The following is a 22,571-nucleotide window of genomic DNA, read 5'->3' on the forward strand; positions in this document are numbered from 1 at the left end:
GGTGTACATCTCCTTGGTCACCACATCGGTGGATTCACCGACGCCCCGCGCGGCGACGAAGTCGCGAGTCTCGACGGCTCGGACGCGAGACAGAAGGGGGCCGCGAACACGCCGCGGCCACGCGGCCAAAGTTACAGCCGGCGCTGTTCGAATTCCTTCTCGAATTCCGCGTCGTCGGCCTGGGGTGTGCGGAAGAGGAAGGCGAAGACGATCCAGCCGATGATCGCGACAAGGACAAAGCTCACCAGGCGGTAGACGAAGGCGGCGGCGACGGCCTGGGAGGCGGGCAGGGCCGCGCCCGCGGTGAGGCCGTAGATGAGTGTCGCATCGACGTAGACGATGCCGCCCGGCGCGAACGGGATCGAGCCGACGGCTTTACCCGCGGTGAACGCGATCAGCAGCCCGGCCCACTTCGGATCGGCGCCCACCGCGTAGCAGGCCGCGCCGAGACAGGCCACATCGGCGAGGCGGTGCACCAGCGCCCAAGCCACGACCAATGCGCCATCGCGCTTGCCCAGATCCACCGATTCCAGCTGCGCGAGCATATCGGCGATCTTGTTCGTGCCCTGCTCGGCGCGGCGTTTGCGGATCCGGTTGAGCAGTGCGAGTCCGCGGCGCAGCACGGCCTCCAGCGCGCCCGGATTCTTCGACAGATAGTTGCCCACCCACACCAGCGCGATCACACCGACCAGCGACACGATGAGCTTGAACGGCCCGACCCGGTTGCCCACCAGCAGCGCGCCGCCGACGCCGAGCAATGCTAGCCCTGCGGTCGCGATCACGCCCGACATCACCAACTGCCAGGAGGCGACGATCGAATTCGCACCCCAACGGCGGGTCTGGCGATAGGTGAAGGCGGTGGAGAACACCTGCCCGGCAGGCAGCGTCACCGACATCGCGGTGGCGCCGTAGACGACGGCGACGGACTTGCGCTGGCGGACCTCGACACCGCCCGCATGCAGCAGTTGTTTCTGCACCCGGCTGAATCCGCTCATCGACAGCGCCTGCATCCAGATGCAGGCGGCAACCCAGCCCCAATGAATTTCGGTGAGCTTATTCCAGGAATCGTGTAGTCGCGGCCAGAGGTAGTAACCCTCGCCGATCAGCAGTGCGAACAAGGCGATGCCCGCCACCCATTTGACCCACCGGAATCTGCGCCGACGGCCATGTTTCGCCGGTCTGTCGGTGGGGTCGTCGGACGGCTGCGGCGCAGGATCGCCGGCTAGTTCCCCATTGGCCGTCACGCGGTCAGCCTAACCAACCGACTGTTTCGTTGTCTGCATCGACGTGCGGAGCCGGTAGCTATCCGGGACTCTCCGTGGTTACTTCGGCTGCCTCCGCCGGGTCCGTTGGTACCGCGGACTCGTCCTTCGGCCAGGCCAACCCGGTCTTCCGGCGCCGCCCGCGCAGCTGGACTTCCTCGCCGGTCAGCCAAAAGTCCTGTTCACTTTCATCGGCGAAATACAGCGCGCTGCCCGAGGCGAGTACCCGGCCGGGTTGATCCTTGGCCAGTTCGGTCAGGCGTGATGCCTCGTTCACCGGATCGCCGATCACGGTGTATTCGAAGCGGTTTGCGGCGCCGATATTTCCGGCGACGGCCAGGCCCGCCGAAACGCCGATACCGATATCGAGTCCGGGCACCTCGCGCAGGACTTCGCGCAGTTCACGGGCGGCGGCCAGGGCGGCGGTCGGCGCATCCGGGCGGTCCAGCGGCGCACCGAAGATCGCCAATGCGGCGTCGCCGACGAATTTATTGACAAAGCCGTGGTGCCGATCGATGACGTCGACCACGATGCGGAAGAACTCGTTGAGCAGGCTGACCACCTCGGTCGGCGGTCGCTCCGCGGCGGTCGCGGTGGACCCGACCATATCGACGAACAGCACCGCCACGAATCGGGTCTCGCCGCCGAGTTCGGTGCCGTAGTCGAGTGCGCGCTGGGCCACCTCCTCGCCGACATGCTGGCCGAAGAGTTCCTGCAGCTGGCGACGCTTGGCGGCCTCTTCCATCATGCGGTTGAAGCCGACCTGCAGCAGTCCGATCTCACTGCCGTCGAACACCTCGACCTGCACGTCGCGGGCACCCTGCTGCACCCGGTCGATGGCATGGCTGAGCTGCCGCACCGGGTCGGAGATGCTGGAACCGGTCAGCATCGACAGCGCCAGCGCCTGCATGATCACCACACCGCACAGCAGCAGAATCGAAATGGCCAGCGATTGCGCGGAGAACTTCACGTCCGACGAGATCTGGGTGACGCACAGCAGCACGATGGCAATGGTGGGGGCGAAGGTGCCCATACCCCAGGTCATCGCCATCCTGGTGCCGACGCCCGGCGTCAGCGTGTGGTCGAATGAGCCCTCGGTGAGGGCCTGTGCGGCGACCGGGCGCAGAATCCGTTCGCCGAGCATGTAGGTGAAACCGAAGACGATCGTCGCGGCCATACATTCGGTGACGATGACCGCGCCCGCCAACTCCGGCGCGTCCACGATGATGGTGGCCGCCAGGATGGCGCCGCCGATCAACCACAGCACCAGATGCAGAAACGCCTGGCGCAGCGGCGCATGCAGTGCGGCCATCTGTTCTTGATGGCTCGGCGGCCCACCGCGCATCTGCCAGCGCATGACCGGACGCAGCATGAGCGCCGAAGCGGCCAGGCTCAGCAAACCACCGGTGGTGAACACCACACCGGGAATGACCAGGCCGGCGCGGCGCGCACCGGCCGCCTCACCTTCGGGAACCGGGAGTCCGTATTGGATGAACGCCCACACCAGGACCGCACCGAAGGCATTGGCCAACAGCATCGATGTCAGGTACAGCGGCCAGCGGGTTCGCATGGTCTGTTTGACCGCTTCCAGGGGCGCTGACACGATGACCAATCTAGCGTCCAGGTCATCCGAGCATGTCCGCGGCGCTCTGCGGCTATTAGGCTCGCTGAGGTGACCGACCAGAAGGTAAGTGCTCTCGAAGAAGCCACTGCTGCGCGGTCGGCTGCTGATTCTGTACACCCGTTTGTCCGCGTCAGCGCCGAGTGGGCGTGGCGGCTGCTGGTGATGTTCGCCGCACTGATCGCGTTCTCGATGGTGGTGCAGAAGCTCGCGGCGGTGGTGATACCGCTCGCCATCGGCTTGCTTGCCGCCGCATTGTTGGCGCCGTTGGTGGATTGGATGCAGCGGCTCGGGGTGCCGAGATCGGTGGGGGTTTTCGTCGCGCTGGTCGGATCACTCGGGGTGGTCGCGGGGATCATGACCTTCGTCGTCGAGCAGTTCATCGAGGGCGTACCGCAGCTGTCCGATGAAATCACCCACAGCGTGCACGAGGTTCAGGACTGGCTGATCAATGGTCCGCTGCATCTGAGCAATGAGCAGATTCGGAATGCGGGCGACACGATCGTCAAAGCGATCCAGTCCAACAAGGAAGGTCTCACCAGCGGGGCATTGACCACCGCGACGGTGATCGGACATGTCCTCACCGGCGCGTTCTTGACGCTTTTCATTCTCATCTTCTTCCTTTACAGCGGCAATCAGATCTGGCACTTCGTGACCCGGATCGTGCCGACCCCGCACCGGGAAAAGGTGCGCACCGCAGGACAACTCGGCTTCGGCACACTGGTCGGATTCGTCCGCGCGACCGTGGTGGTGGCGCTCGTCGATGCCATCGGCATCGGTGCGGGCCTGGCGATTCTCGGGGTGCCGCTGGCATTGCCATTGGCCTCGCTGGTGTTCATCAGCGCGTTCATTCCGATCGTCGGTGCGTTCCTGGCCGGGACCATTGCCGTCTTCATCGCCTTGGTGACCAAGGGCTGGGTGACCGCGGTGATCGTGCTCGGCATCATCATCGCGGTGATGCAGCTGGAAAGCCATGTGCTGCAACCGTTGCTGCTCGGGCGTGCGGTGAGCATCCATCCGCTCGCGGTGGTGCTGGCCATTGCCGCGGGCATTGTGATCGGCGGGATCGCGGGCGGTCTGTTGGCGGTGCCGTTCGTCGCGGTGATGAATACCGCGATTCGGTCCCTGCTGTCGGAAAGTCCGGAGGAGGCGTTCGAGGAACTGCACACCGGCGACGGGGGTCGAATGTATGCGGCGGAGCCGGATAAACCGGAGCCCGGCCGGTTCGATGTCGACGCGACACTGACCCGGGAGATGCACCGGGAGGATCAGTCGGATGACTCGGCCGGGTCCGACTGAGGTCGGTGCGGCCGAGCTGAGCGCGGCCGATGCGGCGACCGCGCCGCTGTGGCGTGCGGTGCAGGCGTTGCGGCTGGTCACGCTGCTCTATGCGGTCGGGCAGCAGATCGCCTCGGTGCGGTACTACCAGAACCAGCAGCTGGGTGCTGATCGCCGTGATGGCGGTGTGGTCCGGCGCGTCGGCCTTCATGTTGTCGCAGTGGCACTTTCCCGATGTGGCGCGGCTGCGGGCGTGGGTGGTGATCGGGGATCATGTCGTGGTGATCGCGCTGATCGCCTCGACCAGGTTGGTCCCGCCCGGCTCCGTGGGCCAGCGGGTTCGCGGGAAGCCTATCGGTGCGGGAACGGACGGCGGGGCGGGGCGAGGGTGCGGTTGCTCAGCGCAGGTGCGGCGGGACCCAGAACACGCCGTCGCCCGCGGGGGCGGGCGCGGAGCCGTCCTCGTCGACCACGGAGTCGGTCCACTCGTCCCGCAAGCCCTGGAGCAGCCGGGGCCAGGTGCCCTCGGGGTCGGTGAAGGCGGCGGGTTCGGCCGCGCGCAGCTCCTCGCGGACGCGGTCGATCTCGGCGTGCGGGTCGGCACCGTCGTCCTCGCCGTCCTCGGGGCCGTAGAGCGCGGTCCGCTCCCGCCGCAGGATGTAGAGGAACCGGCCGAGGGCGTCGATCCGGTCGAAGGACGGCACGATCTCGTCCTCACCGTTGGGGAAGAACCACAGCCGCCCGGTCGCGCCGTCCAGTGCCAGCAGGTCGTACGCGACATCGCCGACCACCGTCCAGGCCCGGGCGCCCTCGGGCAGGTTGACCAGGTCGTCCAGGTACGGGTCGACCTGCTCGACGGCCGGCAGCGGCTCGTCCATGTCCCACACCGGCGGCAGGTAGAGCCAGTTGTAGACGGCGGGGAGCCCGACGGTGGCGAGGTAGGCCCGGGTCGGGGCATGCGTGAGGGAGGCCGGGAGGTTCGCCTCGGGGATCCGGAGGATCTCGTCCTCGGCGAACACCGACCTGAGCAGCTCGTACGTCACCTGCGGTGCCATCTGGATGCAGCCTTTCGCATGTCCGCCGGCCGGGCCCGGCCCTTCCCCACGGAGCCTATCTGCCGTGGGCCTTCTTCAGGACCTGGCCAGCGACCCGATTACGGCTGGTATCACGGGCATCAGACGCTGCCGACCACCTTGTGGGCCGCCAATGCCGTTGTCTCCGCGGCGATTCTGCGCGGACCGCTCGCCGGTGTGCTGTCCGGGCTCTTGATCGCGGCGGTGATCGTGACGGTGCGCGAGCAGTGGGGTCAGGATGTGTGGGCCGACGCGACCGCGCCGGTGCTCGTCTCCATCGGGCTGGCGCTCGGACTCGCCGCCAATACCGCGCGTCGCGCGCAGGGACAGCTGGAACGGGCCGTTCGCTTGACCGCGGCGGCCGAGGAGCGAGAGCGGCTGGCTCGTGAGGTGCACGATGGTGTGCTGCAGGTGCTCAGCTACATCAAGCGACGCGGCAATGAGATCGGTGGTCGCACCGAGGAATTGGCGCAGCGCGCGGCGGAACAGGAAGTGGCACTGCGGGTTCTGATCTCCGAACAGGGCAAACACGGGGATATCGGTGGTGCGGATGTCGACCTGCGGCCGCTGCTGACCGTGCATGCCACGCCATCGGTCTTCGTTTCGACGCCGGGTGAGCCGGTGTCGGTTGGGCGCTGGTCGGCGGGTGAGATCGCGGCGGCGGTGGCGAACGCATTGTCCAACGTCGCACTGCATGCCGGATCGGATGCGAAAGCGTATGTGCTGCTGGAGGACACCGGCGACGAGCTGATCATCAGTGTGCGCGATGACGGCGTCGGGATCGCACCGGGCCGCCTGGCGGAGGCGGAAGCCGAGGGACGCATGGGTGTTTCGCGCTCCATTATCGGCCGTATGGAGAGGTTGGGTGGAACGGCGGTATTGCTGACCGAAGAGGCTGGTGGCGTCGGCTTCGGTACCGAATGGGAGTTGCGGGTGCCGCGTTCGGGAGGTGCGAGTTGAGGGCGGGCGGCACGCCGACATGAGCGCGCAGCGGAGGACAGTGTGACCAGTAATGATGCGGCCGAGGTGATTTCGGTGATGGTCGTGGATGACCATCCCATGTAGCGCGATGGGGTTTCTCGCGATCTGACCGAGGCGGGATTCATGGTTGCCGCGACCGCGGATGGGGTGGGCTCGGCTATCCGGCGGGCGGCGGCGGTGCGGCCTGTGGTGGTGTTGATGGATATGCAACTGCCGGATGGGAATGGGGCGCAGGCCACCGCGGAGGTGTTGCGGGTGTCGCCGGAGAGCCGGGTGCTGGTGTTGTCGGCGTCGGCCGAGCGCGATGACGTGCTGGATGCGATCAAGGCGGGGGCCTCGGGTTATCTGGTGAAGAGTGCGTCCGCCGGTGAGTTGATCGAGGCGGTGCGGGCCACCGCGGCTGGACAACCGGTGTTTACGCCGGGGCTGGCTGGGCTGGTGCTCGGCGAATATCGGCGAATGGCGACCGCGCCTGCCGAGCCGAATGAACCGCATCGCCCCGCGCTCACCGAGCGGGAGACCGAAGTGCTGCGGATGGTGGCGAAAGGCTTGTCCGCCAAGCAGATTGCATCGCGGCTCGGGCTCAGCTATCGAACCGTGGAGAACCATGTGCAGGCGACCTTGCGAAAGTTGCAGCTGGCCAACCGCGTCGAACTGACCCGCTATGCCATCGAGCAGGGCCTCGAGTAGTGGTTTCGGCGAGCAGACCTGCCGCGGGCACCTCTCGACCTCGCGCCTGGTCTGCATATCCGCTGATGGATGCGTCGCCGACACCCAGATCCTCGCCGCTGCGCTCGATCACGCGGCCCTCGATATCGCCGATGCGGCGGCGTGTGCCCGGTGGCGCGACGGGATGCCCGGTGGTTGTTGGGGTGTTCGGTGGATTCGGAAAAGGACGGGGAAGTCGGGGTATGCCCTGATGCGTCGAAGGTGCTCGGCTCGGTAATCTCGGATTTATGGGTGGACCCGAATCGGTATCCAACGGTGTCGGCTCCGGTGACGTGGTCGGCGATCGTGAGTTGCGCGTTTCCGATGCCGAACGCGAACATGTCGGTCAATTGCTGCAGCGGGCCGTCGGGCTCGGCATGCTCTCGCTCGGGGAGTTCACCGAGCGGATGGATACCGCGCTGGCCGCCAAGACGCGCGGCGAACTCAATGCCGTGCTGGTCGACCTGCCCGGTGTGCGACTGGTCGGGCAGCCTGCCGCGCCGCCCTCGACCTTTGTGAACGCCTCGCCCGCGTTCACCGAGCGGGTGTCACCGCCGCCCTCGGTCCCATCGCAGGTCACGCCCGGGAATGTGATCCGCGGCCGCATGTCCAACCTCAATCGCCGCGGTCCATGGCAGGTGGCGCCCACACTGCATCTGAACAACTGGCTCTCCGGCGTCACCCTCGATTTCACCGAGGCGATCATGTCCACCCAGGTCGTCGAGGTGCATGTCGACGACTACCTCAGCTCGCTGACCCTGATCGTCCCTGCCGAGGCCACCGTCGACCTCAATGCCATCGACCTGATCGGGTCCAGCATCAACAACAAGGTCCGCACCGGTCCACCTCTCGGCCCGCTGCACGTGGTCGTGCACGGCCGAATCCGCTTCGGCTCGATCACCGCCAAACACTCCCTGCGCGCTCAGTGGCGCAAGTTGATGGGAAGCTAGCGGTGTCCTTCGCATGCCACCCCGCTCCGCAGTAGTCAACGCGATCCACCAGGTCACCGGCATGCGGTCGCACGCCCTGTAATCGAACCGGTTGCCCCGACGGGGGCGACCGGGCGATCGTGGCTCGGTAGCCGCTGGAATTCGAGTAGATCTCGGATGAGTACCGGTGGTTTCTACTCTTGTCCCGGTGCGTTGCGGAAATCAGCATTGGGGGTATGACTACCTCTATCGATCCCGCGCTGCTTTCGCGGTTGTCCGGGGAGTTCGCTGCGTTGGGAACGCAGATGGGCGTCCTCGGCCGAGACTTGGATTTATTACAAGCGCAGATCGCCGCGGATTCGGTTGCGGCACCCGCGGTTTCGACGGAGCCGACTGGCTTGTCGGCGGGCGCTGCTGTTGTGCCTGCGGCGGGTGCGGTGCCGTCGACACCAGTTCCTGCTGGGCGGATTCCAGTGCCGCCGGTCGGGCCTTCGGGTTGGGCGCCGCCGGTTCCTGGGTATGGGGCGGCGGGCATGTCCGGGTGGGCCGCAATGCCGGGGACCGCGGGGTTTGTGCCGCGGCCGCCGGGGGGTGGGACGGTTGTGCCGGGGGTGCCGCCGCGTCCGCTGGTGCGGGGTGGCTCGGCTGCGCCGAAGACGCCGTGGTGGCAGCAGGAGGGGATGATCAGTCGGGTGCTGGCGGTGGCCGGGGTGGGGGTGACACTGATCGGGGTGGTGATGCTGCTGGTGCTTGCCGCGCAGGCCGGGTTCTTCGGACCGGTGCCGAGAGTTGTTGCCGGGGCCGTGCTCTCGGCGGCGATGGTGGGGGCCGGAGTGCGGGTGTTCGGTCGAGCCGGTGGTCGGGTCGGTGGAATTTCCCTGGCTGCCACGGGTATTGCCGGGGCTTATCTGGATGTGGTTGCGGTGACGGCGATCTACGGGTGGCTGCATCCGGTGGTCGGGCTCGCGGTGGCATTGGGTGTTGCGGCGGGCGGGGTCGGGTTGGCTATGCGGTGGCAGTCACAGCCGCTTGCCGTGCTGGTGGTCGCTGGTGCGGCGTTGTTGTCGCCGTTCGTCACAACGGAGCTGATGCTGCTCGCATTCTTGATCGTGTTGCAGTTGACCTGTGTGCCGGTGCAATTGGTCCGTGCTTGGCCGTTCCTGCATATGGTGCGCACAGTGCCCGCGACATTGGCGACCTTGTTCACGATTGTCGTTGCCGTAGTGGACGATCCGGCGCAGGGCCGGGTGTACTCGCTGCTTACCGCCGCCGTGGCGATCGCGGCGATCGGGCTGGTCGGCGGTGTTCTGGTGGTACGCAGGCGATCCGGCGATATCGTCGCCGCGCTGGCCTTCGCGGTGTCCACGGTTCCGCTCTTGGCCGCGCCTGCGATGTTCGAGCGGCATCCGGCGACCTCGGTCGCGGCCGTCTACGCGGCGGTACTGTTGGCCGTTGCGGCTCTGCGAATATGTCCGAAATCGCCTGAGCTGGTACGGATTCCGGGATCGATCGCCGTTATCGCGGCGATCGCTGGTTCGTTCGCACTGCTCGAAGCATGCGTCGGCGTGACGCGCGTGCAAACCCTGCCGATCGCACTGTTCCTGGCTGCGCTCTGCTACCTCGGGTTGGCGGGGCAGCAGCGCTCCCGTAGCACCGCCGCCATCGGTGCGGCGTTCACCATGGTCGGCTCGATCGTGTACTTCACCACCGTGACTCCGGAAGCGCTTGCGACACAACGACTTGCGCAGGAGCGCCTGAGTATCGCAACTACGCTGGATGCGGTCCTCGTATGCGCGGTCGTCGCCGTGGCCGTCTGGTGCGCCCGGAGATTGCCCGGCATGACCAGGGGCGGAACCGACGAATCGACGCTGTTCGTCGTCGCGAGCATCGCGGGCCTGTATGCCATAACGGCCGGGGCCGTCTCGATCGGCATCGCGACCGGCAGCGCCGACGGGTTCATCATCGGCCACTGCGCCGCCACCATCCTGTGGATGGCCGCCGCCACCGCAGCGCTGTTCTTCGGTCTGCGCAACCTGTCCCGCTCGGCGGCCGTCGCCAAACTGGCCCTCGGCTCCGGACTCCTCGTTACCGCAGCCGCTCTGACCAAACTGTTCCTCTTCGACCTCGCCACCCTCGACGGCCTGGTCCGAGTAGCGGCCTTTCTGGTAGTCGGTGTGCTGCTGCTCCTGGCCGGCACCCGCTACGCCCGTGCCTTCGCCGAAGCCGGTGCCACAAACCCGAATTCAGCAGCGGGAAGCCGCTGACACCTGCGGTGCGGCGGCGCACTACGAGGGCTGCCGCCGCACAACGTGTTACTCGCGATCCCGACGCCGCAGCAGCTCATTCACGCTGACGGTCCGCCCGTCCGTGCTGTGGTGCCGACCTTCGTCGGGTTTGCCGATGCGGCGACGGCTGGACCTCAGCTCGGCCATCCAGTTCTCGATGCTGCTGCGGTTCTCGTCCGGCACATCGTCATTCGAAACGGCGGGCTGTTCCGGTGCCGCGCGGTGGGCCGGATGGTCCGAAGCGGGGATCGGCATCGGCTGAACCGGCGACGGGGTCGGCATCAGGGTGGGCGCGGGGGCCGGTGGAATCGGCCGAGTCGGCTCGGCCGATTCCGAAATCGTCGGAACCGGTCGCGGCCGAATGGGTTCGGGTGCGGGTGGCGCCGATTGTCCGGGCGCTGCGGTCTGCTCGGATGACAACCCGGGCGCCGGCGGTGCGGCTTGCCCGGACGGCGCCGGCGGTCCGGGCGGCGGTGTGTGCAATGCCGAATTCGCCCGCGGCCGAGTCGGATCATGCGGCGTGACCGGCCGCGGCGGTACCGGCGGGTCGGCCGGGATCTTCCTCATATGCTGGGTCGGCGCCTCCGCCTCGATCTCCGCGACCGTGCGCGGCCGGCGCGGCGACCGCGTACGAGTCGTGGCGTTATCGGTGAGCGCGGGCATCTGCATCGTCACCGGATCGGTAATCGGGGTGGTCTTCACCAGGTCGAGGAGCTCGCCCCCACCGGGGCGCTCATCATCCAGAATCGGCTCGCCGAGTCCGACCTTCTGTTGGATGCGTTTCATCCATGCGGGCGCCCACCAGCAGTCGTCGCCCAGCAGCTTCATGGTGGCGGGCACCAGCAGCATGCGCAAAACGGTTGCGTCGATCAGCAGAGCGGCGACCATGCCGTATGCCAGGTACTGCATCATCACCAGATCGGAGAACGCGAACGCGCCGATCACGACGAGCAGGATGAGCGCGGCGGCGGTGATGATGCGGCCGGTCTGCGCGGTGCCGATGCGCACGGACTCGGTGGTGGAGGCGCGCTGAGCGCGCGCCTCCACCATCCGCGAGAGCAGGAATACCTCGTAGTCGACCGACAGGCCGTACACCACCGCGATGATCAGCACCAGGATCGGCGACATGATCGGCTGCGGGGTGAAGTTCAACAGACTCGCACCATGTCCGTCGATGAAGATCCAGGTCAAAATGCCGAGCGTGGAACCCAATCCGAGCGCGCTCATCAACGCGGCCTTGAGCGGCAGCACCAGCGAGCCGAAGGTGAGGAACATCAACAGTGTGGTGACGAACAGCACCAGCGCGATCATCATCGGCATGCGATCGATCAGTGCGTCAATGCTGTCCTTGGTCATCGCGGGCGTGCCGCCGACGTACATCTGCACATCGCTGGGCAATTCGAGTGACCGCAGATAGTCGATGGTCGGGTCGTAGTTCTCCGAATCCGACAGTGTCGCGCTGGTCTTGTAGATATTCGGGTCGGTGGTGGACCGAGACGGCACGCCGAACTGCCCGGTGAGCCCGGGCGCGCTGTTGGCTTCTTTCCACACCTGGCCGACGTTGCTGCTGTTGGAGGAGACGAACACCAGATTGATCGGGTCCGTCTTGCGCAGGGGGAAGATTTCGTCGAAGTGCTGCTGCGCAAGACGGGTTGAGTTGTCCGGCGGCAGATAGCGTTCGTTGATACCGCCGAACTGCAGGTTTTTCACCGGGATGATGAGCAGCAGCAGGATGATTGCGATCGGGATGGCGATCTTGAGCGGATGCCGCATGACCCAGCGGGTGGAGCGGCCCCAGAAGCCGTTCTCCACCTCTTCTGCGGTTTTCGTTTTACGGAATCGCTTCAGCCCCAACCAGTCCACGCGCTTGCCGAGGACGGCCAGCATAGCGGGCAGAATGGTGATGGAGGTCAGCGCGGCGAGCGCGACCGTCGCGATGGCGCCGTAGGCGATCGACTTCAGGAAGCCCTGCGGAAACAGCAGTAGGCCCGACAGACTGGCCACGATCATGGTTGCGGAGAACACGACGGTGCGTCCCGCGGTCATGACCGATCGGCGCACGGCGGCTCTGGTGTCGTAGCCTTCGGCGATTTCTTCCCGGAAGCGGCTGACTATGAACAGGCCGTAGTCGATGGCCAGGCCGAGGCCGATCATGGTGACGATGTTCCCGACGAACGAGTTCACCTCGGTGAATTTGGTCAGGAACATGATGATGCCGTTGGCACCGATGATCGTCAGGCCACCGACGATCAGTGGGAGACCGGCTGCTACGAGGCCGCCGAAGATGAAGAACAGCAGGAGCGCGACGGCCGGAAGGGCGATGACCTCCATGCGCTTGGCATCGTGGGCGATGGTGTCGTTGAGGGTGCCCGCGACGGCCTGCAAGCCGGCGACCTGTACGTCGATGCCCGGAATAGAAAAGGAGTCTTTTACTTTCCGGTAGTTGCGGACAATATCGGTGTCGTTATCGCCTTGAATGGCTATGGCGGCGAAGGTGTACTTCTTGTCCTTCGACCCGAACAGGGAGGGCTGCCCCGGTCCGGTCTTGGTCTGCCAGTAGGCGCCGTTGACCTTTGCGATCTCGTTCGGGTGTTCCTCCGGCAGCCGGTTGAGGTTGTCGAGGACCTTTTGCTTGAACTCCGGGTCATCAATGGTCTTGCCTTCGGGTGCGGCATAGAGCACCAGCACATCGCTGGTGTGGTCGCGCCCGAAAGCGGCATCGGACAGTTGCGCCGCCTGAGTGGACTGGGACGTGGGATCGTCGAACCCGCTGGAGCTGAGATGGTCTTCCAAGCCGAGGCCGTAACCGCCAAGTGCCAGCAGTGCGGCCGCGACAATGCCGATGACGGCGAAGCGCAGCCGATAGACTAGATCGCCCCAGCGTGTGAACACTAAGCGACTCCTTGAGCAGGGCGAGAGGTGAGTAGCGCCGACAGCGGCCGGAACGGCTGCAGCCAGGCACCCTCGTCGGGCAGTGAGTCGAGGCTGACCCTGGGCAGCGGTTCACGGAACACGCCCGGGATGTCCTCGAGATCGATGAATTCGAGAGTATCGGATGTTACGGCCCAACTCGCATGTTCACGGAAGCCGAGTATCTGAACGGGGACTCCGTTCGCAGCCAATCGCTCGAGCGGTTCGCGGAATGCCTGGCCATCGGCGGAGGCGACCATGATGCCCGCCAGGCCGGCACCGCGGCTGCGTAGCTCGATGTGTGCGAGCATATCCGCGTCGACATCGGAGTCCTCATCGATCTTGGGCTTGGCGAAGACCGCGTAGCCGACATTGCGCAGTGCCTCCACCCACGGCCGCACCACATCGGCGGTGCCCGGCGCGATATTGGTGAAGACGGTCGCCTCCGGTTCGACCCGGGTCGCACTGCCCACCGATAGTTCGGCGGTGCGCGCGAGCAGCCAGCGGCCGAGCGCGTCGAAGCGCGGTCGATAGGCGGCGGTCGGGCGACCGCCGAGGATCGCGCCAAGGCCCATATCGAGATTCGGGGCGTCCCAGACCAATAGCACCCGACGCACATCGGGCGCCACTGCGCCGATCACCTCGGATCCGGTTCCGTGCACCTCCCCGGCAACATCGGAGAACTGATGGGCCATCTCACCGACACTCATCATTCGATCTTCCCCCATATGAACTCGTTGATGACGCTTCCCGCGCGATGTGCCTTGCCTTCGAATTTGGTGACGGGCCTTTCGAAGCCGATCGGTGCGCTGTCGCGATGCTCGGCGCTGACCCCGCCCGTGGTCTCGTTCAGGCCGATGAGCTGCGGTTCTGCGGCGCCGACCTCGGCAATGAACTCGGCGTAGTCGGCGTGGTCGGTCGCGATGTGCAAAACACCGCCGGGCCGTAGCCGATGCGCGATCAATGCGAATGTCGCGGGCTGCAACAGTCGCCGCTTGTGGTGTCGCGCCTTCGGCCACGGGTCGGGGAAGAAGACCCGGACGCCGGCGAGCGACTGCTCAGCAATCATGTTTTCCAACACATCGACGGCGTCGCCGCGTAGCAGGCGAATGTTTTCGATGTGCTCGCGCTCGATGCGCTGCACCAGTTGTGCGAGACCGGGCTGATAGACCTCGATCCCGAGCAGATTCAGATGCGGCTCCGCCTGTGCCATCGCGGCGGTGGCGGTGCCTGTCCCACAACCGATCTCGATGACGAGCGGGGCGTCCCGGCCGAACCAGGCGGCGGCGTCGAGCGGTTCGTCGGCCACATCGCGGCCGATGTGCGGCCAGGTGCGATCCCAGGATTGCTGCTGGGTCGCGGTGAGTGCGCCCCGGCGCGAGCGGAAGCTCGTCACTCGGGGGTACAGGCGAGAGCCCGAGCCCTTTCGGGATCCACCGTCCGCCGGAGCCGGCGTTGTGGACGGCGGTCCGGGAACTGACTCGGCAGTGTGGTTCGCGGCGTCGTTCACGCGGTCTATTGTCCAGCATCGCAGGATGTGGCTGGCATGTGGTCATAGCGGATCGCTTGCGGGTCACCCGAGGCGAAGGCGCGCGCCCCGGTTATGCGGCGCGTATGCGGGAGATTCGAGTCGCGGGCGCGGTCTCCTGACGCAGCGGCTTGCCCAGCGCCACCTTGACCGCGGTGCCGAACATTTCCCACAGCCCGCGCGCGCCGGTCGGCGAGGCGGCGACCGACCACACCGTGCTGTCGCCGACATCGCGCACCGGTCGTCCGGCGAGTCGATCGCCGAGCCAGTCCAGGCTGATCGGAGTGGCCAGCGGGAGCAGCGAGAAATGCTCGCTGAGCCGGTCGCGCACATAGGTGACCTGTGCGCCGCCGCGGCGATACCGCTCGACCTGGCCGTCGACGCCGTCCATATGGATGAGCTGGTCGTGCACCGGCTGCACCACCAGCAGCGGGCAGGTCGGTGTCGAGTGACCGAGGCGCAGGTCGTCGAGCACGGCCCGCATTTCGGGTGTGGCGAGCACCTCATCGAGCGGACGGCTCAGATGGTGGCCGACATCTCTATTGACGAGACCGAGAACGGCCGAGAGCGGTGTCGACCGTTCGGCGCGTTCGATGAGCCGGAGGCCCTCGGGATCGCAATCGCTCTCGAAGACCGCGGCCAGCGCCGGATAGAGCCTGCGCAGCGCCGCGACCACGATCGCGGGCAGTCCGGCATAGTGTCCGCCATTGAGCCGGGTGAAGACTTGGCCCGGATCGCCGACCGGCGCGCCGAGCACCGCGCCGACGATATCGAGTTCCGGTGCGTAGGTCGGTGCCATCTCGACCAACCACGCACTGGCCATGCCGCCACCGGAATAACCCCAGACCGCGATCCGGGTATCGGGCCGCAGCCCCAGCGGTGCGAAGTGCAGCGCCGCGCGGATCCCGTCGAGTCCGCGGTAGCCGGGCTCACGTGGCGCGCCGAAATTCCCGTGCGGGCCTTCGTGATCGGCGATGCTCACCGCCCAACCCCGGCGCAGTGCGTTGGCCACCAGCATCCATTCGAATTGGGTGATCGAGCCGAGTGCGTGGGAACCGCGACGCAAGGCGTAAGAGGGGAAACAGCGCTCGGCGACCGCGTCCATCGCGGTCTGGAAGGCCAGCAGTGGGCGATCCTCGTTCGGGTCGGCGTCCAGCGGCAGCAGCACGGTGGTGACCGCCGCCTCCGGTGTGCCGTGCATATCGCAGCTGCGGTAGAGCAGCTGCCAGGCCGAGACCTGCTGCGGTACAAGACCGAACAGTGCGAGTTCGACGCGACGGCTGCGCAGGATGGTCCCCGCCGGACGAGTCGCGAAGCCTTTCGGCGGCCGGAGGAATGGATCGCTACTGGGTAGCAGTGGCTTCCGCGCGCCGGACGCGTCCGGCTCAGCAGCGCCGATGACATCAGCGGTCACGGCAACCTCCTCATCGAGACCCGGCACGGGCGGAACGATTCCGCCTGGTCGGCCACCGGTATTCGATTGCGGCGTTCCGGGGACCTGCGTGGTTACGTAAGCTACCTCCTTCGGTCCCGTCGCTCGCGCCGCGTGTTCGAAAAGCGAAGCTGCGCACCGACTATGGTGCCGACCGTCAGGTCAGATCAGGTGGCCGGGGCATCCGTGGAAACCCCGAGGTAGGGAGCTTGCCCCCGCACTAGACTGCGCGCATGGGTAGACCGACTGCGTTCATCACCGGTGCGGCGGCGGGGATCGGCCGAGCCACGGCCCTACTTTTCGCTGCCCAGGGGTATCACGTCGGTGCATACGATATCGATGAGGTGGGGCTGACCAGGCTCGCGGCCGAAATCAACGCCGCCGACGGCAGTGTGCGAACCGGGGTGCTGGATGTGACGAACGACACGCACTGGGTCGAGCGTCTCGCGGAGTTCAACGGTGACGAGAGCCGGCTCGACATCCTCGTCAACAATGCGGGCATCCTGCGCGCCGGCCCGTTCGAAGCTCTCGATCTGGCCACCCACCAGGCGATCGTCGATGTGAATCTGGGTGGGGTGATAGCGGGCACGCATGCCGCGTTCGGTTATCTGCGCGATACGCCGGGAGCGCAGGTGGTGAATCTGTGCTCGGCATCGGCGATTTACGGTCAGCCCGAACTCGCCAGCTACGGCGCGACGAAATCAGCGATCAAAAGCCTCACGGAGGCACTGGATCTCGAATGGGAGCGGCACGATATCCGGGTGATCGCGGTGTGGCCGCTGTTCGTGGCCACCGGCATGCTGGACGGGGTGCACACCGCCTCGACCAAATCGCTCGGCGTGCGCCTGAGCGCCGAGGATGTCGCGCAGGGGATCTGGGACGTGACCCGCAAGCGCGGACGGCTGCCACGCGTGCACTACGAAATCGGCGCGCAGGCAAAGGTACTGGCGGCCGCCGCGAAATACGCGCCGAACTGGGCTGTGCGAGGCGTGAACAAATACTTGAGCGGCAGCTGATCCGCTCCGGCGACCGGCAAGCAGTCGGCAGCGGCCCGTCGGCGCGGTACTTCTGCAAGAATGGCGCACCGAAAAGGGGGTGGGCAGCTTTGTCGACAGCCACTGAATCCGACGGGCACCAGATCCGACCGGGTCGATCCGCACGGGAGCTCGACCAACTCGACCACCTGCTCGCGATGCTGCGCTCGGGTGCCGATCCGCGGATCGTGGGCCAGGTGGGGACCGCCATCGCACGGTGGCGGCGGCCGCCACGCATTCAAGTGACCGGGCGGGCGCATACCGGGCGGACCACGGTGCTGCACGCACTGGCATTGATGTCGGCGGTGGAGACGGCGCCGATCGATGAACCGGGTGCGGCCGATCCCGAACTCGATGCCGACATCATCGTCTACGTCCTCTCCGGTGCGCCGCAGCCCGCGGATCGGCGGATTTTGTCGGAATTGCCGCCCGAGCGCACGGTCGCGGTGCTGAACAAGGCCGATGCCATCGGGTCCAGGTGGGGCGATGCGGTCGTCGCCGCCGAGCAGTACAGCGGCGGCCTCGGCGCTGTCACCCTGCCGGTGGTCGCCTCGCTGGCGGTGCGCACCAGGTCCGGCGCGGTGAGCGAGGCCGATCTGGCCATATTGCGACGCCTGGCGGAGACCGCGGATCCGGCGCTCACGCTCTCGCCCGACCTGTTCGTCGCGGCATCGGCCGGACCGGATGTCGCCGAGCGCGAAGAACTGCTGCGGCGCTGGGATCTGTACGGCGTGACCTGCGCGCTCTCCGCGCTGCGCCAGGACCCCGAACTCGGTCCGCACGCACTGCTGCAGATCATGCACGCGGCCAGCGGTATCGATCCACTGCACCGTCTACTGCACCGCCGCTACGAACAAATCTGCGCACTGCGCGGTGGCGAACTCATCGACGAACTGGCTCGCCTCGCGGCCCGCGCCGTGCCCGTCGACGGCGCGAACGCCCGAGACATGTTGGAGGACTACCTCTTCGGCGACGACGCGCTCTGGCTCGGCCTCTGCGCTGGCCTTGCCTATCCGGAGGTCGCCCACCTGGCCGCCGGATATCGCGCACCCGCACCATCCGATGCCGACGACGCCCTCGCCCGCGCCGCCCGCTGGCGCGCGGTCGTCTCCAGCGATATGTCGCCCGCCGCCCGCCGCGCCGCCCTCCGCGTCCATAACGGCTACATCCGGCTATGGGAACGGATGAGCAGTGCCGGACTCTGAACAACCGGATTCCGCGCTAACGGACCCGTCGATCTCTGGCACCGCCGAACACCGTGAATCCGCCACTGCTCCCCGCGCAGCCACGAGCGATCCGGGACCTGACGCGCAACCGTCACCGCCGAACGGATCGCCTCCGAGCGAGTCGCCGGACGTATCGGGTCGGCCCATGCCTTGCGCATCGTGTGCCGCTCCGGACGGCGTGGAAGCGTTGCCGGCCAGCTGCGGTGCTGGCGCGCCGGGTTCGACCGTTCGTGGTTCGGAGCCTGGATCGGCAGCCGCGGCGGGCCGGGCCGCGGTTGTGTCGCACGGATCGAGCTCGAGCGGCGCGGGATCGTCGGACAGCGTCGTCGGTGGTGTGCCGAGTTCGTCTGCGAGTGGATCGGCTGCCGCGCCGGGGTCGCCCGCGGCTTCGGCGGGATCGGGGATCAACCCGAATGAACGCGCGACCGGGTCGATCGAATCCCCGCCGGGGTCGCCGGACGTGTCGGGTTCGGCTGGCGCTGCGTCGGGTTCGGCTGGCGCTGCGTCGGGTTCGGCTGGCGCTGCGTCGGGTTCGGCTGGGGCCGCCGTGGGGTCGGCAAGAACTGCGGGAGATCGTCCGCAGGCTCCCGAGAAGCTGTCGCTGACTCCGGAGGTCGAGGCGGTTATCTCGCGGTGGAATCCGCAGGGCATGGCGCTGTTGCGGGTGGTGCGGGGGACGGGGGTGGCGTCGGAGGTCACGTTGATCGGGCCCGATGATGCCAATACGAGCTTGTTGCGCACCGAGTTGGCGCGGTTCGAGCCGCGGATCGCGCTGTCGGATCCGGTGCCCGATGCGAGTGCCGTGGTGGAGACCACGTCGCCGTCGGGTATTGCGCCGTCGGCGGTCGCGCTGATGCTGTTGGACGCGGGTAGTGCCCTCGGCTCGGACACACTGCATGTGGTGCAACGCCTGCGCGCCGACGGGACCCGGATCCTGCTCGCCATGAACGGCATTCACGCCTATCAGGACTGGCGCGCCGTACAGCAGCACAACCTCGAACTGCTCGCAGCTCATGGCATCGACGATCTGGAGATCGTGCCGGTTTCGGCGCGACTCGCGGTGGCGGGGCGGGTGGGCGGAGACGCGGGCCTGATCGATCGCTCCGGACTCGGCGCGCTGCATGTGGAACTCGCGGCGGCCACGGTCAGCGCCGAATCCGACGACCGGGTCGCCGCCGTCACCACGCGCGTGCTGACCGATACCCGCCGACGGGTCGGCGAACAGGTCGCGGTGCTGCGCTCCGGCGCGGAACCGATCCAGTGGCGCGAGGAACGCGCCATACTGCTCGCCGGACGCGACGGCGGGCGGGCCACCGCCATGTCCACCCTGCGCGGCCAATTGCATCTGGCCCGGGTCGATCTGATGACCGATGTCGGGGCCAGGGTCCGCGCGCTGCACGCCGCCGCCCGTAGCGAACTCGATCGGCTGCGCCGCTCCGAATTCGACGCCTACCCCGAACGCCTACAGCAGGCCGTGCAAGAGCTGACCGATGCCGTAGACGGAACCATCGATCAGCGGCTGTCCGAGCTCACCGATCGCGTCGGCGCAGCGCCGGAAAACGACCGTGGCATGCCACCGCGTTGGCGCGATCCGGCCCCGCGCGTCGGCCCGGATCCGGAGCCGAGGCACCGGGGTGTCGAAGATCACCTCATGATCGCGCTCGGCGCCTCCGCGGGGGTCGGCGTCGGCCGACTACTGGTCGCCCCGTTCTCGCTCGTGCCGGCCCTCGATTTCGCGACCGTTCCGGTGACGTTGCTGCTCGGAGCGGGTGCGGCGGCCTGGGTGGTGCGGGCCCGTGGTCAGGTCGCCGACCGCGCGCACCTGCGTCAATGGGTCTCCGACGCGCTGGTGAATGTGAAAGCCCAGTTGGAGCAGCGCGTCGCCACCGCTCTGGTGGAATCGGAGACCACGCTATCGGAGCGCGTCATGCGCGCGAGCACCGAGCGAATCGTCGAAATCGACCGTCAGGTGGCCGAATTGGAGGCCAGACTGCGCCGCGCCGCGGCCGAGCAACCGGGTCAGCTGGCCGCCTGCGAACGCGATATCGGCATCCTCGATCGGTATCGGACTGCTTTTGATTAGGTACCTTGGTGGGTACTCCTGGGCGAACCCGATTCCGTACTGGTCGTCACATCGCGTTAACCTCTAAAGCAGGAACCTGGGCGTCCGCTTCGTCCTTGTCCGCGGTCCAGACATGACGCGCTTCGACTGGTCGTAGCGGGTGCCTTCCCGCCAACGGTGGCGCTCGGTGTGTTCGCGCTGGTCACGGGCCTCCGCAGCGACTGCTCGCAGGTCGCTCGCAAGGGTCAGCCTAGGCGGAAACACCGTGAGCCGCCCATCTCAGGAGAGTTTTCATGACCTCAGCGACCATTCCTGGTCTTCGCGATTCCGACGGCAAGCAGCCGACCGCGCACAGCGAACTACTCGCCTGGGTACAGGACGTCGCGGAACTCACTCAGCCAGAGCGAGTGGTCTGGGCGGACGGTTCCGACGAAGAGTGGGATCGGCTGACCGCCCAGCTCGTCGCGGCGGGCACCTTCACCAAGCTCAACGAGGACAAGAAGCCGAACTCCTTCCTCGCCCTCTCCGACCCCTCCGATGTGGCGCGTGTCGAATCCCGCACCTACATCTGTTCGAAGACCGAGGCCGACGCAGGCCCGACCAACAACTGGGTCGACCCGACCGAGATGCGCGCCACCATGACCGAGCTGTACCGCGGCTCGATGAAGGGCCGCACCATGTACGTGGTGCCGTTCTGCATGGGCCCGCTCGGTGCCGAGGACCCCAAGCTGGGCGTGGAGATCACCGACTCCGAATACGTCGTGGTCTCGATGCGCGTGATGACCCGCATGGGCACGGCCGCGCTCGAGAAGCTCGGCACCGACAAGCCGTTCGTGAAGGCGCTGCACTCCGTCGGCGCGCCGCTGGCCGAGGGCCAGGCCGATGTGCCGTGGCCGTGCAACGACACCAAGTACATCACCCACTTCCCGGAGGACCGGGAGATCTGGAGCTACGGCTCCGGCTACGGCGGCAACGCGCTGCTCGGCAAGAAGTGCTACTCGCTACGCATCGCCTCGGCCATGGCCCACGATGAGGGCTGGCTGGCCGAGCACATGCTGATCCTCAAGCTGATCTCCCCCGAGAACAAGGCGTACTACATCGCCGCGGCCTTCCCGAGCGCCTGCGGTAAGACCAACCTCGCGATGATCCAGCCGACGGTTCCCGGCTGGCGCGCGGAGACCCTGGGCGATGACATCGCCTGGATGCGTTTCGGTAAGGACGGTCGCCTGTACGCGGTGAATCCGGAGTTCGGATTCTTCGGTGTCGCGCCGGGCACCAACCGCAGCTCGAACCCGAACGCCATGGCAACCGTCGAGGCGGGTAACACCGTCTACACCAATGTCGCGCTCACCGATAACGGTGACGTCTGGTGGGAGGGCCTGGAGGGCGAGCCCGATCACCTGATCGACTGGAAGGGTAACGACTGGTACCTGCGGGAGACCGAAACCCTTGCCGCCCACCCGAACTCGCGGTACTGCACGCCGATGTCGCAGTGCCCGATCCTGGCTCCCGAATGGGACGATCCGCAGGGTGTTCCGATCTCGGCCATTCTGTTCGGCGGCCGCCGCAAGACCACGGTCCCGCTGGTGACCGAATCCTTCGATTGGCAGCACGGCGTCTTCATGGGCGCGACCCTGTCGTCCGAGCAGACCGCCGCCGCCGAGGGCAAGGTCGGTACCGTGCGCCGCGACCCGATGGCGATGCTGCCGTTCATGGGCTACCACGTCGGTGACTACCTGAACCATTGGATCAACGTCGGCAAGAGCGCCGATGCGAACAAGCTGCCGAAGATCTTCTACGTCAACTGGTTCCGTCGCGGTGGCGACGGCCGCTTCCTGTGGCCCGGATTCGGCGAGAACTCCCGCGTGCTGGAGTGGATCGTCGGTCGCATCGAAGGGTCGGCGCAGGCCGAGACGACCGCAATCGGCAATGTGCCCGCCGCCGCCCAGCTCGACCTCGAGGGTCTGCAGGTCGACCCCACCGATGTCGACGAGGCACTTGCCGTCGACGCCGAGGAATGGCGCAAGGAGATCCCGCTCATCGAGGAGTGGTTCAAGTTCGTCGGCGACAAGCTGCCGTCCGGTGTGCGCGACGAGTTCGAGGCTCTGAAGGAGCGCTTGGGCTCGGTCTGATTTGCCGCGCCTTCGGCGCGGCGGGTTCGCGGCCCCCCACTGTCTCGCGTCCGAGTCGTCGAGACTCGCGCCTGCGGCGCATGCGCTTCGACGACTCCAAGAACATGCGG

At 66.9% G+C, this 22,571-nt stretch carries 15 protein-coding genes and 2 pseudogenes; 10 read left to right on the plus strand and 7 right to left on the minus strand.

The genetic code is table 11. The annotated features are described in order from the left end of the window. Positions 1-131 precede the first annotated feature (131 nt). Together AB0J29_RS35120 and AB0J29_RS35125 are read right to left on the minus strand one after the other, a co-directional pair. The gene (locus tag AB0J29_RS35120; RefSeq protein ID WP_364795161.1) at positions 132-1,244 is read right to left on the minus strand and encodes a YbhN family protein; all 1,113 of its coding nucleotides are present in this window, start codon (positions 1,242-1,244) and stop codon (positions 132-134) included. Between the two features lie 58 nt (positions 1,245-1,302). Next, positions 1,303-2,832 (minus strand): adenylate/guanylate cyclase domain-containing protein, encoded by a 1,530-nt coding sequence (locus AB0J29_RS35125; protein ID WP_364795176.1) that lies wholly within the window; start codon positions 2,830-2,832, stop codon positions 1,303-1,305. Between the two features lie 102 nt (positions 2,833-2,934). Between AB0J29_RS35125 and AB0J29_RS35130 the strand changes: the two genes are divergently transcribed. Beyond that, positions 2,935-4,182, plus strand: a complete 1,248-nt coding sequence (locus tag AB0J29_RS35130) for an AI-2E family transporter (protein WP_364795162.1) — start codon at positions 2,935-2,937, stop codon at positions 4,180-4,182. Further along, positions 4,160-4,475, plus strand: a pseudogene (locus AB0J29_RS35135) (DUF5931 domain-containing protein); the annotation flags it as partial. The gene AB0J29_RS35130 and the pseudogene AB0J29_RS35135, both read left to right, overlap by 23 nt. 84 nt (positions 4,476-4,559) lie before the next feature. On the opposite strand, the gene AB0J29_RS35140 reads toward AB0J29_RS35135, so the two are convergent. Continuing rightward, a complete protein-coding gene (locus tag AB0J29_RS35140) occupies positions 4,560-5,204 on the minus strand; it encodes an SUKH-4 family immunity protein (protein WP_364795178.1) in 645 nt (214 codons plus the stop codon). A 30-nt stretch (positions 5,205-5,234) separates the two neighbouring features. On the opposite strand from AB0J29_RS35140, the gene AB0J29_RS35145 reads away from it, so the two are divergent. From AB0J29_RS35145 to AB0J29_RS35160, 4 genes and pseudogenes are all read left to right on the plus strand, one after another. Then, positions 5,235-6,194, plus strand: coding sequence for an ATP-binding protein (locus tag AB0J29_RS35145; protein WP_364795179.1), 960 nt, complete (start codon positions 5,235-5,237; stop codon positions 6,192-6,194). 78 nt (positions 6,195-6,272) lie between these two features. Next, positions 6,273-6,905 (plus strand): annotated as a pseudogene (locus AB0J29_RS35150) (response regulator transcription factor). A 266-nt stretch (positions 6,906-7,171) separates the two neighbouring features. Continuing rightward, positions 7,172-7,873, plus strand: coding sequence for a DUF1707 domain-containing protein (locus tag AB0J29_RS35155; protein ID WP_364795163.1), 702 nt, complete (start codon positions 7,172-7,174; stop codon positions 7,871-7,873). Between the two features lie 512 nt (positions 7,874-8,385). Beyond that, entirely contained in the window at positions 8,386-10,116 is a 1,731-nt protein-coding gene (locus AB0J29_RS35160; protein ID WP_364795165.1) for a DUF2339 domain-containing protein, read from the plus strand. 48 nt (positions 10,117-10,164) lie between these two features. On the opposite strand, the gene AB0J29_RS35165 is transcribed toward AB0J29_RS35160, so the two are convergent. From AB0J29_RS35165 to AB0J29_RS35180, 4 genes are all read right to left on the minus strand, one after another. Beyond that, positions 10,165-13,029, minus strand: a complete 2,865-nt coding sequence (locus tag AB0J29_RS35165) for an MMPL family transporter (RefSeq protein ID WP_364795167.1) — start codon at positions 13,027-13,029, stop codon at positions 10,165-10,167. Then, entirely contained in the window at positions 13,029-13,757 is a 729-nt protein-coding gene (locus tag AB0J29_RS35170; protein WP_364795181.1) for an NYN domain-containing protein, read from the minus strand. Before AB0J29_RS35170 ends, AB0J29_RS35165 begins: the two co-directional genes overlap by 1 nt. Beyond that, entirely contained in the window at positions 13,757-14,566 is an 810-nt protein-coding gene (gene trmB, locus AB0J29_RS35175) for a tRNA (guanosine(46)-N7)-methyltransferase TrmB (RefSeq protein WP_364795183.1), read from the minus strand. Before trmB ends, AB0J29_RS35170 begins: the two co-directional genes overlap by 1 nt. A gap of 82 nt (positions 14,567-14,648) precedes the next feature. Further along, entirely contained in the window at positions 14,649-15,989 is a 1,341-nt protein-coding gene (locus AB0J29_RS35180; RefSeq protein WP_364795169.1) for a lipase family protein, read from the minus strand. 251 nt (positions 15,990-16,240) lie between these two features. Between AB0J29_RS35180 and AB0J29_RS35185 the strand changes: the two genes are divergently transcribed. The 4 genes from AB0J29_RS35185 (at position 16,241) to AB0J29_RS35200 (ending at position 22,461) form a co-directional block, all read left to right on the plus strand. Next, positions 16,241-17,023 (plus strand): SDR family oxidoreductase, encoded by a 783-nt coding sequence (locus AB0J29_RS35185; protein WP_364795170.1) that lies wholly within the window; start codon positions 16,241-16,243, stop codon positions 17,021-17,023. 89 nt (positions 17,024-17,112) lie between these two features. Continuing rightward, complete coding sequence (locus AB0J29_RS35190) at positions 17,113-18,246, plus strand: hypothetical protein (RefSeq protein ID WP_364795171.1); 1,134 nt, start codon at positions 17,113-17,115, stop codon at positions 18,244-18,246. A 568-nt stretch (positions 18,247-18,814) separates the two neighbouring features. Then, complete coding sequence (locus AB0J29_RS35195) at positions 18,815-20,350, plus strand: hypothetical protein (RefSeq protein WP_364795172.1); 1,536 nt, start codon at positions 18,815-18,817, stop codon at positions 20,348-20,350. Positions 20,351-20,622: 272 nt separating this feature from the next. Then, positions 20,623-22,461: a phosphoenolpyruvate carboxykinase (GTP) gene (locus AB0J29_RS35200; RefSeq protein ID WP_364795174.1), complete on the plus strand. Its 1,839-nt coding sequence runs from the start codon at positions 20,623-20,625 to the stop codon at positions 22,459-22,461. Positions 22,462-22,571 lie beyond the last annotated feature (110 nt).

It is taken from the genome of Nocardia sp. NPDC049707 (genome assembly GCF_040674855.1).
Lineage (GTDB): Bacteria > Actinomycetota > Actinomycetes > Mycobacteriales > Mycobacteriaceae > Nocardia.